This window comes from Streptomyces sp. NPDC036822 (assembly GCF_055609145.1).
The window spans coordinates 598,212-613,530 of sequence record NZ_JBVJPY010000003.1; the positions used below are offsets into that span (position 1 = coordinate 598,212).

A 15,319-nucleotide genomic window follows, 5' to 3' on the forward strand; every position below is an offset into this window, starting at 1 on the left:
CTGCCGCATCATTTCGCGCCGTTCCCCAACGGCCCCTGGACGTGGCCCCTTTCCGTAATCGAGTGTGTACGGGCCGAAGTGTTTAGTGGCAGAATCCGGGCCCGAGATCCCCGAACGGAAGGCTGGAGCCGTGACCGCAGGCGAATCGAGCGGCGCGAGCGGGAGCGTGGTGCGGCGCATCCTCCTCGGCTCGCAGCTGAGGCGACTGCGCGAATCGCGCGGAATCACCCGCGAGGCGGCCGGCTACTCGATCCGCGCGTCCGAATCCAAGATCAGCCGTATGGAGTTGGGAAGGGTGAGCTTCAAGGCCAGGGACGTCGAGGATCTGCTCACCCTCTACGGCGTCAGTGACGACATGGAGCGCGGCTCGCTCCTCGGCCTCGCCCGCGAGGCCAACGTGGCCGGGTGGTGGCACAGCTTCGGCGACGTCCTGCCCGGCTGGTTCCAGACGTACATCGGACTGGAAGGAGCCGCCTCCCTGATCCGTATCTACGAAGTGCAGTTCGTGCACGGTCTGTTGCAGACCGAGGCGTACGCCCACGCGGTCGTCAGCCGCGGCATGCCCGGGGCATCGCACGCCGAGATCGAGCGCCGGGTCGCGCTGCGCCTGGAGCGCCAGAAGATCCTCGTCTCCGAGCGCGCGCCGCACTTCCACGCGGTCCTCGACGAGGCCGCCCTGCGCCGTCCGTACGGCGACCGCGCGGTGATGCGGGGGCAGTTGAGGCATCTCATCGAGATCTCCGAGCACCCCGGCGTCACGCTCCAGGTCATGCCCTTCAGCTTCGGCGGGCACGCCGGCGAGAGCGGCTCGTTCACGATGCTGAGCTTCCCCGAGTCGGACCTGTCCGACATCGTCTATCTGGAGCAGCTCACCAGCGCCCTCTACCTCGACAAGCGCGAGGAGGTCGGCCAGTACGCCCGCGTGATGGAGCGCCTGCAGAAGGACAGCCCCGATCCGGCCGAAAGCCGTGATCTCCTCCGAGGCCTCCTCCAACTCAGCTGATACGTCAGTACGATGACGTCACATCAGTTGACGCCAGTACTACGTCCGTATCCGCGGGTTAAGGGGTCTCGTTCCATGTCCTACTTCACCGACCTGGCCCATCAGTACATCGACGGCGAGTGGAAGCCGGGCAGCGGCTCGTGGGACATCATCGACTTCAACCCGTACACGGGGGAGAAGCTCGCCTCGATCACCGTCGCCACCGCCGACGAGGTCGACCACGCCTACCGCGCCGCCGAGCGCGCCCAGACCGCGTGGGCCGAGACCAACCCGTACACCCGGCGGCTCGTCTTCGAGCGCGCGCTGCGGATCGTCGAGGACCGCGAGGAGGAGATCTCCGAGACGATCGTCGCCGAGCTGGGCGGGACGCGGCTGAAGGCGGCCTTCGAGCTCCACCTCGCCAAGGAGTTCCTGCGCGAGGCGATCCAGCTGGCGCTGCGCCCGGAGGGCCGGATCCTGCCCTCGCCGGTGGACGGCAAGGAGAACCGTGTCTACCGCCTTCCGGTCGGCGTCGTCGGCGTCATCTCGCCGTTCAACTTCCCCTTCCTCCTCTCCCTGAAGTCGGTCGCGCCTGCGCTCGCGCTGGGCAACGCGGTCGTCCTCAAGCCGCACCAGAACACCCCGATCTGCGGCGGCACGCTGGTCGCCAAGGTCCTGGAGGACGCCGGTCTGCCGGCCGGCCTGCTGAACGTCGTCGTCACCGACATCGCCGAGATAGGCGACGCGCTGCTGACCCACCCGATACCGAAGGTCATCTCCTTCACCGGCTCCGACAGCGTCGGCCGCCACGTCGCCACCGTCTGCGCGCAGAACTTCAAGCACGCCGTCCTCGAACTCGGCGGCAACAGCGCCCTGATCGTCCTCGACGACGCCGACGTCGACTACGCCGTGGACGCGGCCGTCTTCAGCCGCTTCGTGCACCAGGGACAGGTCTGCATGGCCGCCAACCGGATCCTGGTGGACCGCTCGCTGGAGGAGGAGTTCACCGAGAAGTTCGTCGCCAAGGTACGGACGCTGCGCGTGGGCGATCCCGCCGACCCCGCCACCCACATCGGGCCGCTGATCAACTCGCAGCAGGCGGAAGCCGTCTCGGCGCTCGTCGAGCAGACGGTCGAGTCGGGCGCGACGGCGCTGCTGCACGGGACGGCGGACGGCAACGTCGTCTCCCCGACCGTCCTGACCGGCCTCGCGGCCGACGCGCCCGTCCTGAGCCAGGAGATCTTCGGCCCGGTGGCGCTGATCGTCCCCTTCGACGGCGAGGAGGAGGCGGTGCGGATCGCCAACGACACCCCCTACGGCCTGAGCGGAGCCGTCCACACCGGGGACGTCGAGCGCGGTGTACGGGTCGCCAAGCGCATCCACACCGGCATGATCCACATCAACGACGGCACCGTGCACGACGAGCCGATCGTGCCGTTCGGCGGCGAGAAGCACTCCGGCATCGGGCGGCTGAACGGCGACTCGATGATCGACGCCTTCACCACCCAGAAGTGGATCTCGGTCCAGCACGGCCGGAGCCGGTTCCCCTTCTAGGTCCAGGGCGCCTCCCGCGGGGGGCGCCTCTTCACGTGTCCCTCGGGGCATCCGGCGAGAGCCTCCCCGGCACCCACCGGCAGTTTCGTGCGTGTGAGCGCGGGTGTGAGAGCCCGCGCCGTGAAAGGCGGACATCATGGTTGCCCTTGTTCCCGCGGAGGCCCCCGGCGACGAGCGCGGAGCGTTCCTCAACTTCATCGAGGCGCAGCGGGCCGCCGTCCGGCGCGCGTCCCTCGGCCTCACCGAGGAGCAGGCGGCGAGCCGCCCCAGCGCGAGCGAGCTGACCCTGTCCGGACTGATCAAGCACGTTGCCGAGGTCGAGCTGAACTGGCTGCGGCTGGCGCAGGGGCGGCCGAACGAGCGGCAGCGGACGAAGGAGACCTGGGGCGAGGCGTTCGTCCTGGTGGGCGACGAGACCGTTCCCCAGGTGCTGGCCTTCTGGGAGGCGGTGGCCAAGGAGACCGAGGAGTTCGTCCGCGAGGTGCCGAGCCTCGACGAGACCTTCCCGCTGCCGCCGGCCCCGTGGTTCCCGAAGGACGGGCGGGTGTCGGTGCGCTGGATGCTGCTCCACCTCGTCCAGGAGATCGGCCGGCACGCCGGGCACGCCGACATCATCCGGGAGTCCCTCGACGGCCAGGACTCCTTCTCGCTCATCGCGCGGGAGCAGGGGGCCTAGGGGGCCGGGCCCGCGGGCCGGTCGCCCCGCTACGCTCGTCAAAATTGACGAGTGGAGGTGGTGGGGATGTCGGCGATCCGGCTCCTGGTCCTCGGCGCGGTCCGCCAGCACGGCCGCGCCCACGGCTACCAGGTCCGCAACGACCTGGAGTTCTGGGGCGCGCACGAGTGGTCGAGTGCCAAGCCCGGCTCGATCTACCACGCGCTCAAGCAGATGGCCAAGCAGGGCCTGCTGCGCGCGTACGAGATCGCGCCGAGCACGGCCGGCGGGCCGCCGCGGACCGAGTACGAGGTGACCGACAAGGGTGTGGAGGAGTACTTCGCGCTGCTGCGCGAGGCGCTGACCACGTACGACCAGAAGATGGACGTGCTGTCGGCCGGCATCGGCTTCATCGTCGACCTGCCCCGGGCGGAGGTCGTGGAGCTGCTGCGCCGGCGGGTGGCGGCGCTCGACGAGTGGCGTACCGCCGTCACCGAGTACTACACCCCCGAGGGCGGCCCCGAGCAGCTCGGGCACATCGGCGAGATCATGCACCTCTGGGTGCACTCGGCCGACGCGGGCAAGGAGTGGACGCTCGGCCTGATCGCGCGCATCGAGGCGGGGGCCTACTCCTTCGCCGGTGAGGGCGGTGAGCCCTTCGTGGGGGTTCTCGCGGAGGGGCAGGAGAACCCCTACGCGACGGGCGACGGGGAAGACGCAAGCTAATCAAGTTTGACTAACGAGGGTCGACCGGCTTACCGTCGATCGAGTGGTCAAGTTTGACTACTAGGGTGTTCCGGCTGGAGGAGACTGATGACCGACGCGATCGTCGTCGAAGGCGCACGGAAACGGTACGGAGACAGACAGGCCCTCGACGGCCTCGACCTGGTGGTCGGCGGCGGCACGGTGCACGGTCTGCTCGGGCCCAACGGAGCGGGCAAGACGACGACGGTACGGATGCTGGCCACCCTGCTGCGGCACGACGAGGGGCGGGTGCGGGTGGCCGGCTTCGACGTCCGAACCCAGGCGGACCAGGTGCGCCGCAGGATCGGCCTCCTCGGCCAGCACGCCGCCGTGGACGAGGAGCTCGGCGGCCGGCAGAACCTGGAGATGTTCGGGCGGCTCCACCACCTCGGCGCCCGGCGCGCCGGAGCACGGGCGGACGAACTGCTGGAGCGGTTCGGGCTCGCGGACGCCGGCCGCAAGGCGGTGAAGCGGTACAGCGGTGGCATGCGCAGGCGTCTCGACCTCGCCGCCTCCCTGATCACCGAACCGGACGTGCTCTTCCTCGACGAGCCCACGACCGGCCTCGACCCGCGCGGCCGGGGCGAGGTGTGGGAGTCCGTACGCTCCCTCGTCGGCGGAGGGACGACGGTCCTGCTGACCACGCAGTACCTGGAGGAGGCCGACCAGCTCGCCGACCGCATCTCGGTCGTGGACCGGGGGCGGGTCGTCGCCGACGGCACCGCCGACGAGCTGAAGGCGAAGGTCGGGGGCGACCGGATCGACGTCGTCCTGCGGGACGCGGGCCGGCTCGCCGAGGCGGCCCGGCTGCTGCCCGCCGCCGACGTGGCGGTCGACACCGACCTGCGGCGGATCAGCGCGCCCGTGACGGACCGGATGGGCGCGCTGTCCGAGACCGTCCGCGCCCTGGAGGCGGCCGGGATCGAGGCGGAGGACATCGCCCTGCGGCGGCCGACGCTCGACGAGGTCTTCCTGCACCTGACGGACGCGCCCGGCCAGGCCCCGAGCGAGAAGGAGATGGCCGCATGAGCGCCGCGTACGTGATGAGCGACTGCTGGACCATGACCCGCCGCGAGCTGGCCCACTGGGCCCGGCAGCCGGTCCAGGTGGTCGTCGGACTCGTCTTCCCGATCATGATGCTGCTGATGTTCGGCTATCTCGTCGGCGGCGGCCGGGGCGTCGAGGGGGAGTACGTCGACTTCCTCGTGCCCGGCATGCTCACGCTGACCATGGTCTTCGGCCTCGAAGGCACCATGACCGCCGTCACCCAGGACCTGAACAAGGGCGTGATCGACCGGTTCCGCTCGATGCCGATGGCCGACGGGGCGGTCCTGGTCGGCCGTTCGTCCGCCGACATGCTCCAGTCGGCGGCCGGACTGCTGCTGATGATCGGCGTCGGCCACGCCCTCGGCTGGCGGGCGACCGGAGGCGCCGCGGCCTTCCTCGGGGCGGTGGGACTGCTGCTCCTGCTGCGCTTCGCGATGCTCTGGATCGGGATCTACCTTGCCCTGGTCGCGGGCCGCGCGGAGCTGGTCCAGGCCGTGCAGATCCTGGTCTGGCCGATCGGTTTCCTCTCCAACGCCTTCGCCCTGCCCGGGAGCATGCCCGGCTGGCTGGGCACGGCCGTGGAGTGGAACCCGATGTCCGCCACTGCGACGGCGGTACGGGACCTCTTCGGGAACCCGGGCGGGGAGCCGGGGCACGTGATGGCGGCCGTGGTGTGGCCGCTGGCGCTTCTCGTCGTGTTCTTCCCGCTGGCGGTCCGCAGGTTCAGGCGACTGAGCTCCTGACGGAGGCGACCCGGACCGAGGTGGGGGGCGCCCCGGCCCGGGGCGCCCCCCACCTCGGTCAGTGGTGGAAGGCGGTGGCGGCCGCCTTGTCGTGGGTCGACGGGGCCGTCTGGCGGCGCAGTTCGGGAAGCAGCTGGCCCAGGTCCTCGATCAGCAGGTCCGCGAGGTCGGCCGAGAAGCCGTTGCGGCAGACCACGCGCAGCACGGAGAGGTCCTCCCGGTTGGCCGGGAAGGTGTAGGCGGGGACGAGCCAGCCCCGTTCGCGCAGCCGCCGCGAGACGTCGAAGACGTCGAAGTTCGTGACGTCCTGCGCGGTGGTGAAGGCGAAGACGGGCAGCTGGTCGCCGCGGGTGATCAGACGGAAGTCGCCCATGGCGTCAATCCGTTCGGCGATGCCGCGGGCGACGTCCCGGGCGGTCTGCTGGACCGCCCGGTAGCCTTCCCGGCCCAGCCGCAGGAAGGTGTAGTACTGCGCCACGACCTGGGCTCCCGGCCGGGAGAAGTTGAGGGCGAACGTCGGCATGTCACCGCCCAGGTAGTTGACCCGGAAGACCAGCTCCTCGGGGAGCTCGGCGGGTGACCGCCACAGGGCCCAGCCCACGCCCGGGTAGACCAGCCCGTACTTGTGGCCCGAGGTGTTGATCGAGGAGACGCGCGGCAGCCGGAAGTCCCAGACCAGGTCCTCGTCCACGAAGGGGGCGACCATCGCGCCGGAGGCCCCGTCCACGTGCACCGGGATGTCGAGGCCGGTGCGCTCCTGGAGGGCGTCGAGGGCGGCGCAGACCTCGGCGACGGGCTCGTAGGAGCCGTCGAAGGTCGAGCCGAGCACGGCGACCACGCCGATGGTGTTCTCGTCGCAGAGGTCGGCCGCCGCCTGCGGGTCCAGATGGAAGCGGTCACCCTCCATGGGCACGAGCCGGGCCTCGACCTCCCAGAAGTTGCAGAACTTCTCCCAGCAGACCTGGACGTTGACCCCCATCACCAGGTTCGGCCGCGCACCGCCCGGGTACCGGTCGGCGTTCCGCTGGGCCCAGCGGCGCTTGAGGGCCATGCCGGCCAGCATGCACGCCTCGCTGGAGCCGGTGGTGGAACACCCGACGGCGACCGAGGGGTCCGGGGCGTTCCAGAGGTCGGCGAGCATCGCCACGCACCGCCGCTCCAGCTCGGCGGTGCGCGGGTACTCGTCCTTGTCGATCATGTTCTTGTCGCGGCACTCGGCCATCAGGACGCGGGCCTGGGGCTCCATCCAGGTGGTGACGAACGTGGCGAGGTTCAGCCGTGAGTTGCCGTCGAGCATCAGCTCGTCGTGGACGAGCTGATAGGCGCTCATGGGCGGCAGCGGCCCGTCGGGCAGGCGGTGGCGCGGGGGTGCCTCCGCCATCCCGCCGACGGGGTCGGCCGCGCCGAAGAACGGGTTGAGGGCGAGGCGCCGGTCGGGCTCGGGGTCGTCGGGACCCTTGTGCAGCGGCATGGGGACTCCTTCCGGGCGGGCCGTCTCAGCGCAGGGAGGCGCCGGACGGCTCCAGTTCGAGCTGGGGGCGGCCGGTGACGACCAGCCAGGCGGGCAGCGAGGCGAGACAGAGCAGGGCGATGATCGAGGTCGAGGAGGCGAGGACGGCGGCGACGAAGAGGCTCACCCAGCCCTGCCGGGTGGTCGCGAGCAGGATGCCGAGCACGCCCGCGGAGACGGCGACGGCCGGCGGGATCTCCGGGACGAGCGCCTGGGCCATCAGGCCGAACGCGACGCCGATGAAGACGGCGGGGAAGATCCGGCCGCCCCGGAAACCGCAGGAGGCGGCGATCACCAGGGCGACCAGCTTGACCGCGGCCATCTTCGCCAGGTCGCCGGAGGACCAGCCGCCGACGTTCGAGGTGAGCTGTTTGACCTCCTCCAGGCCCTTGAAGAGGGTGAGCGGCCCCCCGAGGGCGCCGAGCAGACCGAGGACGACACCCCCCAGCGGCAGCATCACCATGGGGTGGCGCAGCCGGCCGAAGGCGCGGTGGACATGGGGGAAGGCGTAGCAGCCGAGGAGGCCGAAGAGCGCCGCGAGGGTGGCGATCACCAGCGCGGCGAGGAGGTCGCCCCACCCCGGGTGGGTCACCGGCGGCAGCGACGTCTCGAAGCTCGGGTGGTCGACCAGCCTGGTGGTCAGCGCCCCGGCCCCGGCGGCCGTCAGCGGGGCGAACAGCCGGTCCCACAGCGAGCCCTGCCCCGGACGCTGCACCAGGGCCTCGGAGATGACCAGGGCGGCGGCCACGGGCGTGCCGAACAGGGCGCCGATGGTGGCGGAGGAGGCGAGCGCCACCCAGGCCGCCGCCGGCGCCTGCGGGGCGACCTTGTGGCCGAGCCAGTAGGCGAGCGCGATGTTGGCGGCGATGATCGGGTTCTCCGGGCCGAGGCTGACCCCGCCGGCCAGCGCGAGCATGCTCGCCACCAGCAGTCCGGGCACCACCCCGGGTGGGAGCGGTGAGCCGCCGAGCCCCATGGAGGCCGGATCCGGGCCTGCGTGCCCGTACACCTTCCAGACCACGAGCCCGACGGCGATGCCGGTCGCGGTGAGCATCACGATCATCCAGAGCGAGGAGTACCCGCCGATGCCGAGGGCGTCCGGCAGGGTCGTCCACAGCACGTCCCGGAGCCGGTCGGCGGCCTTGCTGATCCCGACGTAGAGCAGGCTCGCCCCCACGCCGATCACGAGGGCGGGCAGGACCTGGGGGAGCAGGACGTGGACCGGTGTGGGCGGTGCGGGCGGAGCTGAAGGGGTATCAGTAGCCACGGACCTCACCATAAGTGCACAAAAGCCGCATAAGGCGCCTCGGTTCGGCGACGCGCGCCTCACCGCCGACGGAACGCGCTCCCGGACGCGCGTCCGGAGGGTTTCGCCGCCTCCGGCCCCGGACCGGCTCCGCTGTCGAGGAGCATCAGCTCCGGGGGCGATCACCGCCGCCGTGGCCGGCCTCAGCTCCGGGGGGCGATCACCGCCGCCGTGCCGTACGCGCAGACCTCCGTGCCCACGTCGGCCGCCTCCGACACGTCGAACCGGAACATCAGCACCGCGTTCGCGCCCCGCGCCTGCGCCTGCTCCACCAGCCGTTGCATCGCCTGGTTGCGGGTCTCCACCAGGGTCTTGGTCAGCCCCTTCAGCTCCCCGCCGATCATCGACTTCAGGCCCGCGCCGATCTGGCTGCCCAGGTGGCGTGAGCGCACGGTCAGCCCGAAGACCTCGCCGATCACCTGCCGGACCTCGTAGCCGGGCACGTCGTTGGTCGTGACGACCAGCACATCCGACTGCGGCCCCTGGCCGCCTCCGTAGTCCTCGATGCCCATCCGCATCCACCTCCTGCTGCCGGTCGGGTCGTCCCCCCAGCCTCGGGCCGGCGGGTCACGGCCGCATCCCGGAGCGGTCCGGGAGAGGGCACTGGAACCCGGGGCCTCGAGAAAGCGTTGATACTTTGGGGCAGCCGTCCCCCCTTGCCCCACCGACCGCAGGAGCCCGGAACCCGTGAATACGCTTGCCCTCGGACCGAGCTGGCTGGACCCGGACTATCTGATCCAGACCTTCGGTCTCATCGGTGTCCTGGTCATCGTCTTCGCCGAGTCCGGCCTGCTCATCGGGTTCTTCCTGCCCGGTGACTCGCTGCTCTTCACCACCGGCCTGCTGGTCACCACCGGCAAGCTCGACCAGCCCCTGTGGCTGGTCTGCACGCTGATCGTGGCCGCGGCGATCATCGGCGACCAGGTCGGCTACCTCTTCGGCCGGAAGGTCGGCCCGGCCCTCTTCAAGCGCCCCGACTCCAAGCTCTTCAAGCAGGAGAACGTCGAGAAGGCGCACGAGTTCTTCGAGAAGCACGGACCGAAGTCGCTGATCCTCGCCCGCTTCGTGCCGATCGTCCGTACGTTCACGCCGATCATCGCCGGTGTGAGCCGGATGAACTACCGCTCGTTCATCACCTTCAACATCATCGGCGGCGTCCTGTGGGGCGCGGGCGTGACGCTGCTCGGCGCCTCGCTCGGCAAGGTCGAGTTCGTGCACAAGAACATCGAGGCGATCCTGATCCTGATCGTCGCGATCTCCGTGGTCCCGATCGTGATCGAGTACCTGCGCGCCCGCTCCCAGTCCAAGAAGGCCGCCCGCACCCAGGGCGCCTCCGACGACGCCCCCGACGCCCCCGAGCGCGGCCGCCACGCCAAGCGCTGAAGCCCCGCCCGGTATGACCACGCCCCGGCCCCCGCCCTTCCGGCGGGGGCCGGGGCGTTTCTCCACACGCCCTAGAAGCCTCGGGTCCGCTTCGCCGCGCGGCGGGCCGCCGCCGCGGCCGGAGCCTGCATGAAGAGCCGCGCCAGCTCCCCGCCCAGGTTCACCCCGATCGCGATCGCCAGGGACAGCGCCGCCGCCTTCGCCAAGGACGCGAACCCCTGGTCCAGATTGTTCTGGGCGATCGCGAGGACACCGAAGTAGGTCGCCGAACCGGGCAGCAGCGGCCCGATCGCCGCCGTCACGTACGGCAGCGAGGACGTGTGCTGGTACCGCGCGATCAGCTGCCCGAACAGACCCACCAGGCCCGCCGCCACCGCCGTCGCCATCACCGTCGACCCGTCCGCCGTCACCGCGATCGACGCGTAGATCACCCACGCCACCCCGCCGTTCAGCGTCGCGAACAGCACCGTGTCCCGCGACTGCTGCAAAAGGATCGCGAACGTCGCGCACAGCACCATCGACGCCAGGATCTGCACCACCGGCCGCTCGACCGGGTCCAGCACACCCTCCGGATTCAGCTGAGCGTCGAACTGCACGGCCACGTACAGCACCGACAGCACACCCACCACGATCGCCACGAAGAAGTACCCGACCTCCAGCAGCCGGGCCGAGGCCGTGATGTAGAAGCCGGTCAGACCGTCCTGGACCGCCGCCACCAGCGCCCGCCCCGGGATCAGCGCGAACAGCCCACCCGTGATCACCGCCGACGGCAGCAGATCCGCGTGCAGCAGCGTCAGCAGCACGCCCATCGCCGCCGGCGGCATCGCCGCCACCAGGAACTGGTAGAACTCCGGCAGCCCGCGCCCCGCGCACAGCCACGCCAGCCGGTCACCGAGCACCGCGCCCAGCGCCGCCACGAAGAAGACCGTCGCCCCGCCGCCGAGCAGCAGCGACGCCGCGCCCGCCAGCACACCGGCCGCCGCCGTCAGCACCCAACCGGGGTACGGATGCCGGTTACGGCGGATCTCCGCCAGCCTCCGGTACGCCTCCTCCGGCGTGACCTCGTGCGCCTCCGCGTTGATGTCCGCGAGCAGCTGGTAGACCGCCGCCAGCCGCGTGTAGTCGGTGCCCCGCCGCCGTACCGTCCGGTTCGCCGTGATCGGATCGTCCACCAGCGACGGCTGGTACGTGATCGACAGAAGCGTGAAGGTGACCGTCGGCTCGCACCGGTCCAGGCCGTACGAACGGCAGATCGCGAACATGGCCGCCTCGACGTCCTCGGCGCCCTCGCCACCCGCCAGGAGCAGCTCACCGATACGCAGCGTCAGGTCGAGCACACGCCCCACCGACGGCCCGGTCTCGTCCTCCTTGCGCGCCGCCTCCGGCACCGGCCGCTCCCCGACCGGCAGCCGCAGCATGGTCCGCATCCGGTCCTGCCACGGCGCGTCCTTCGACAGCCTCACCAGCGGGATGCCGTGCGCGGGGGTGAAGACCGGCGGCGAGTGCTTCGCGGAGTACGTCGACGGCGGCGCGAACGCCGAACCCTCCTGCTCCGCCGGCGGCTCGGGCGCCAGCCCGTCGGGAAGAGCGAACTCGGAGGTCGGATGCTCCTCCTCCGGCGGCACGGGCTGCTCGACCCCGGCCGGCGGGGTGAAGGCGCTCCGTGCCTCGTCCGACTGCGGCTTGCGGTCCTCCGGCCCGTCTGGCTCCGCCACCACTGCGCTGGTCCTCATTCCCATTCGCCCCGTCTGCCCAGTATGGGCATGGGCATACGGCGTGACGCGAGACGGGCGGCGCACCCGAAGGTGCACCGCCCGTCACGACGTGGACGCGGACCCACTCAGTGGGCGCCGCCCTGCGCCTCCAGGCGCTTGTAGGAGGCCTCGATCTCGGCCTCGGCCTCGGCGCGGCCGACCCAGTCGGCGCCCTCGACCGACTTGCCCGGCTCCAGGTCCTTGTAGACCTCGAAGAAGTGCTGGATCTCCAGGCGGTCGAACTCCGACACGTGGTGGATGTCGCGCAGGTGCTCGACGCGCGGGTCCGAAGCGGGGACGCACAGCAGCTTGTCGTCGCCGCCGGCCTCGTCCGTCATGCGGAACATGCCGATCGCGCGGCACTTGATCAGACAGCCGGGGAAGGTCGGCTCGTCCAGGATGACCAGCGCGTCCAGCGGGTCGCCGTCCTCGCCGAGGGTGTTCTCGACGAAGCCGTAGTCGGCCGGGTAGCTGGTCGAGGTGAAGAGGCGACGGTCCAGGCGGATGCGACCGGTCTCGTGGTCGACCTCGTACTTGTTCCGCGACCCCTTCGGGATCTCGATGGTGACGTCGAACTCCACGGGTGGCTCCTCCTGAATCAACACATGTGAATGCCTGCGGCAACGCGCAGTGATTAAGTGTCCCTCACGCCTGTGTGTGATCGCGAAAGGGGCTGGTCAGCAATGCCGGAGCCGAGGACGTGGCAGCTCACGGCGTGCTCTGCGGTACTCGGTCTGGCACTGGCCGCCGGAGCGGTGGCCACCGCCGGCCCGTGGGACACCGGTCAGCGTAAGGCCGAGCGGGCCCGGGCAGCCGCCACCTCCCCCAACGGTGGCGCACATCACGCACCGCCGCCCCTCGCCGCCGCCCCGCCGCGCCCGGCCCCCGCCCCCAGCGCCGCCGGCGTGCTGCGCGCCCTCGGCGCCCCCGTCGCCACCCGTCCGGGGGACCTCGCGGCCGTCCTCGTCCCCCTCCTCGCGGACCCCGGCCTCGGCCCGCTGCGCACCGCGTCGGTCGTCGACACCACCACCGGCAAGCAGCTCTACGGCGAAGGCGCCACCACCCCCATGACCCCCGCCTCCACCGTCAAGATCGCCACCGCCGTCGCGGCGCTCTCCGCCCTCGGCCCCGACCACCGCATCCCCACCACCGTCGTCGCCTCCGCCGACGCCCGGACCGTCACCCTCACCGGCGGCGGCGACCCCACACTCGACCGTGCCCGCCTCACCGCCCTCGCCACCGACACCGCCCGCGCCCTGAAGAGCCGCGGAGTCACCTCCGTACGGCTGGCGTACGACACGAGCCTGTACCGCGGACCCGCCCGCCACCCCATCGGCCGCAACGACAACATCGCCCCCGTCAGCCCCCTCATGCTCGACGCCGGACGCCTGGACGCCTCCACCTACGGACCCGCCCCGCGCAGCGACGACCCGGCCCAGGACACCGCACGCGCCTTCCGCGACCTCCTCACCGGCGCCGGGATCACCGTCCGCGGCGCGCCCGCCCCCGGCCGCGCCCCGAAGACCGCGGGCCCACCGGCCGCCGACCCCACCCGCGTCCCCGACCCGAAGGCCACCGGCCCCCGACCGGCCGCCTCCGCCACCACCGACCCCAAGGCCACCGCCCCCCGCGCCACCGTCCTCGCCCGCACGCACTCCGCCCCCCTGGGCGACCTCGTCGAACGCACCCTGACCCACAGCGACAACGACCTCGCCGAAGCACTCGCCCGCCAGACCGCCCTCGCCCGCAAGCAGCCCGCCGCATTCGACGGCGCCGGCAGGGCCGTCCGGGCGGAACTCGCCGCCCTCGGCCTCCCCGTCGCGGGAACGCACTTCGCCGACGGCAGCGGCCTCTCCCGCGCCGACCGGGTCTCCGCCGCCCTCCTCACCGGCCTCCTCACCCGCGCGGCCGACCCCGCCCGCCCCACGCTGCGCCCCGTCCTCACCGGACTGCCCGTCGGCGGCTTCAGCGGCACCCTCGAAAACCGCTTCGGCACCGGACCCGCCGCCACCGGCGCCGGCCTCGTCCGCGCCAAGACCGGCACCCTGACAGGCGTCAACGCCCTCGCCGGAACCGTCGTCACCGCCGACGGCCGCCTCCTCGCCTTCGCGTTCCTGGCCGGCCGGACCACCTCCCCCACCACCGCCCAGTCCGCCCTGGACCGCCTCTCCGCCGCCCTCGCCCCCTGACACGGGCGCCGCACCGAGCCTGCCGGTCGCGGCGGCCCACCCGGCCCCGGCACCCCGACGCCCCACGGCTGACCCGCACCGATCGCGTACCGAACCCACCCCGATCACGCCCCGAGAACGTACGGTTGACGCATGACGAGCATCGGTGGTGCCGAGATGGTCGACTGGAATCTCGCGGTGGCGACCGCGACCCGCCTGGTCAAACCAGGCCCCGAGGTGAGCCGTGAGGAGGCCCGCGAAGTCGTCGCGGAGCTACGCCGGCACGCCAAGGCGTCCGAGGAACACGTGCGCGCCTTCACCCGGATGATCCCCGAAGGCCACGAACCACGGGACACCCCCGTCCTCGTGGTGGACCGCGCCGGCTGGATCAAGGCCAACGTCGCCGGCTTCCGCGAACTCCTCGCCCCGCTCCTCGACAAGATGCGGGAACGCCGCTCCACCACCCCCGGCGGAGCCGTCCTCGGCGCCGTCGGCGGCAAGGTCACCGGCGTCGAGCTCGGCATGCTGCTCTCCTTCCTCGCCTCCCGCATCCTCGGCCAGTACGAGACCTTCGCCCCCGCCACCCGCGACCTCCCCGCAGGAGAGGAAGGCGGCGGACGCCTCCTCCTCGTCGCCCCCAACATCGTCCACGTCGAACGCGAACTCGGCGTCGACCCCCACGACTTCCGCCTCTGGGTCTGCCTCCACGAAGAGACCCACCGCACCCAGTTCACCGCCGTCCCCTGGCTCCGCGACCACCTCCAGGGCGAGATCCAGTCATTTCTCGGCGCCACCGAGGTCGACCCCTCCACCGTCGTCGAACGACTCCGCGAAGCCGCCCAGGCCCTCGCCGGCGGCCGCCCCGAAGGCGAGGAGGGCGAACCCGGCCCCTCCCTCGTCGAACTCGTCCAGACCCCCGAACAGCGCGAGATCCTCGGCCGGCTCACCGCCGTCATGTCCCTGCTCGAAGGCCACGCCGACTACGTCATGGACGGCGTCGGACCCCAGGTCGTGCCCTCCGTCGCCGAAATCCGCGAGAAGTTCCAGCAACGCCGCGCCCGCGGCGCCTCCCGCCTCGACCTCGCCCTGCGCAAACTGCTCGGCCTCGACGCCAAGCTCCGCCAGTACCGCGACGGAGAGCGCTTCGTCCGCGCTGTCGTCGACGAGGTCGGCATGGACGGCTTCAACCGCGTCTGGACCTCCCCCAACACCCTCCCGACCAAGGCCGAGATCGCCGCACCGGCCGAATGGGTGGCGAGGGTGCACCGTAAGGCAGACTCGTGAGACGGGTGCGACGCACGACGGAAGAACACCGCCCCAATCACCCATCCGAGGGACCCTAGGCAAGGGGTGGGGCGTGCAATGCTCGGGTAACGGCCAGGTTCTGTCACCATCGACGCACTCTGAGTGACCGAACCCCCTCTTCCGACCGTTAAGACTCCGACCGAGGCACCCCACTCCTTCACGAAGGGC

At 71.5% G+C, this 15,319-nt stretch carries 14 protein-coding genes; 9 read left to right on the forward strand and 5 right to left on the reverse strand.

The features are described from left to right. Positions 1–130 precede the first annotated feature (130 nt). The 6 genes from ACZ68P_RS10225 to ACZ68P_RS10250 all read left to right on the forward strand — a co-directional run bounded on the left by ACZ68P_RS10225 (position 131) and on the right by ACZ68P_RS10250 (position 5,725). Entirely contained in the window at positions 131–1,003 is an 873-nt protein-coding gene (locus ACZ68P_RS10225) for a helix-turn-helix domain-containing protein (protein WP_365712714.1), read from the forward strand. A gap of 75 nt (positions 1,004–1,078) precedes the next feature. Further along, the gene (locus ACZ68P_RS10230; RefSeq protein ID WP_471004757.1) at positions 1,079–2,536 is read left to right on the forward strand and encodes an aldehyde dehydrogenase family protein; all 1,458 of its coding nucleotides are present in this window, start codon (positions 1,079–1,081) and stop codon (positions 2,534–2,536) included. 136 nt (positions 2,537–2,672) lie between these two features. Continuing rightward, entirely contained in the window at positions 2,673–3,212 is a 540-nt protein-coding gene (locus ACZ68P_RS10235) for a DinB family protein (protein WP_471004759.1), read from the forward strand. Between the two features lie 66 nt (positions 3,213–3,278). Further along, positions 3,279–3,917, forward strand: a complete 639-nt coding sequence (locus ACZ68P_RS10240) for a PadR family transcriptional regulator (protein ID WP_471004761.1) — start codon at positions 3,279–3,281, stop codon at positions 3,915–3,917. An 87-nt stretch (positions 3,918–4,004) separates the two neighbouring features. Continuing rightward, positions 4,005–4,964 carry an ATP-binding cassette domain-containing protein gene (locus tag ACZ68P_RS10245; protein WP_471004763.1) on the forward strand — a complete coding sequence of 320 codons (960 nt, stop codon included), beginning with the start codon at positions 4,005–4,007 and terminating at the stop codon, positions 4,962–4,964. Next, positions 4,961–5,725: an ABC transporter permease gene (locus ACZ68P_RS10250; protein WP_471004765.1), complete on the forward strand. Its 765-nt coding sequence runs from the start codon at positions 4,961–4,963 to the stop codon at positions 5,723–5,725. The genes ACZ68P_RS10245 and ACZ68P_RS10250 overlap by 4 nt, the downstream gene beginning before the upstream one ends. A 58-nt stretch (positions 5,726–5,783) precedes the next feature. Here ACZ68P_RS10250 and ACZ68P_RS10255 read toward each other — a convergent pair whose 3' ends face one another. From ACZ68P_RS10255 to ACZ68P_RS10265, 3 genes are all read right to left on the reverse strand, one after another. Further along, the gene (locus tag ACZ68P_RS10255; RefSeq protein ID WP_471004767.1) at positions 5,784–7,196 is read right to left on the reverse strand and encodes a glutamate decarboxylase; all 1,413 of its coding nucleotides are present in this window, start codon (positions 7,194–7,196) and stop codon (positions 5,784–5,786) included. 25 nt (positions 7,197–7,221) lie between these two features. Next, positions 7,222–8,502 carry an ion channel protein gene (locus ACZ68P_RS10260; RefSeq protein WP_471004769.1) on the reverse strand — a complete coding sequence of 427 codons (1,281 nt, stop codon included), beginning with the start codon at positions 8,500–8,502 and terminating at the stop codon, positions 7,222–7,224. Between the two features lie 182 nt (positions 8,503–8,684). Further along, a complete protein-coding gene (locus ACZ68P_RS10265; protein ID WP_365712698.1) occupies positions 8,685–9,053 on the reverse strand; it encodes a YbjQ family protein in 369 nt (122 codons plus the stop codon). 175 nt (positions 9,054–9,228) lie between these two features. On the opposite strand from ACZ68P_RS10265, the gene ACZ68P_RS10270 reads away from it, so the two are divergent. Continuing rightward, complete coding sequence (locus ACZ68P_RS10270; protein ID WP_471004771.1) at positions 9,229–9,924, forward strand: DedA family protein; 696 nt, start codon at positions 9,229–9,231, stop codon at positions 9,922–9,924. 71 nt (positions 9,925–9,995) lie between these two features. Here ACZ68P_RS10270 and ACZ68P_RS10275 read toward each other — a convergent pair whose 3' ends face one another. Both ACZ68P_RS10275 and ACZ68P_RS10280 read right to left on the reverse strand, forming a co-directional pair. After that, positions 9,996–11,642: a threonine/serine exporter family protein gene (locus ACZ68P_RS10275; protein WP_471004939.1), complete on the reverse strand. Its 1,647-nt coding sequence runs from the start codon at positions 11,640–11,642 to the stop codon at positions 9,996–9,998. 122 nt (positions 11,643–11,764) lie between these two features. Next, entirely contained in the window at positions 11,765–12,259 is a 495-nt protein-coding gene (locus tag ACZ68P_RS10280) for an inorganic diphosphatase (protein WP_003968257.1), read from the reverse strand. Between the two features lie 102 nt (positions 12,260–12,361). Here ACZ68P_RS10280 and dacB point away from each other — a divergent pair, with 102 nt between their 5' ends. Both dacB and ACZ68P_RS10290 read left to right on the forward strand, forming a co-directional pair. After that, entirely contained in the window at positions 12,362–13,867 is a 1,506-nt protein-coding gene (gene dacB / locus ACZ68P_RS10285) for a D-alanyl-D-alanine carboxypeptidase/D-alanyl-D-alanine endopeptidase (RefSeq protein ID WP_471004773.1), read from the forward strand. 132 nt (positions 13,868–13,999) lie between these two features. Further along, positions 14,000–15,130 (forward strand): zinc-dependent metalloprotease, encoded by a 1,131-nt coding sequence (locus ACZ68P_RS10290; protein ID WP_471004775.1) that lies wholly within the window; start codon positions 14,000–14,002, stop codon positions 15,128–15,130. The last annotated feature ends 189 nt before the right edge of the window (positions 15,131–15,319 follow it).

Coding starts and splice junctions, on each gene's coding strand:
- ACZ68P_RS10255 (WP_471004767.1), bottom strand. CDS start 7,196: ATGCCGCTGCACAAGGGTCCCGACGACCCCGAGCCCGACCGGCGCCTC.
- ACZ68P_RS10240 (WP_471004761.1), top strand. CDS start 3,279: ATGTCGGCGATCCGGCTCCTGGTCCTCGGCGCGGTCCGCCAGCACGGC.
- ACZ68P_RS10245 (WP_471004763.1), top strand. CDS start 4,005: ATGACCGACGCGATCGTCGTCGAAGGCGCACGGAAACGGTACGGAGAC.
- ACZ68P_RS10265 (WP_365712698.1), bottom strand. CDS start 9,053: ATGGGCATCGAGGACTACGGAGGCGGCCAGGGGCCGCAGTCGGATGTG.
- dacB (WP_471004773.1), top strand. CDS start 12,362: ATGCCGGAGCCGAGGACGTGGCAGCTCACGGCGTGCTCTGCGGTACTC.
- ACZ68P_RS10290 (WP_471004775.1), top strand. CDS start 14,000: ATGACGAGCATCGGTGGTGCCGAGATGGTCGACTGGAATCTCGCGGTG.
- ACZ68P_RS10230 (WP_471004757.1), top strand. CDS start 1,079: ATGTCCTACTTCACCGACCTGGCCCATCAGTACATCGACGGCGAGTGG.
- ACZ68P_RS10250 (WP_471004765.1), top strand. CDS start 4,961: ATGAGCGCCGCGTACGTGATGAGCGACTGCTGGACCATGACCCGCCGC.
- ACZ68P_RS10235 (WP_471004759.1), top strand. CDS start 2,673: ATGGTTGCCCTTGTTCCCGCGGAGGCCCCCGGCGACGAGCGCGGAGCG.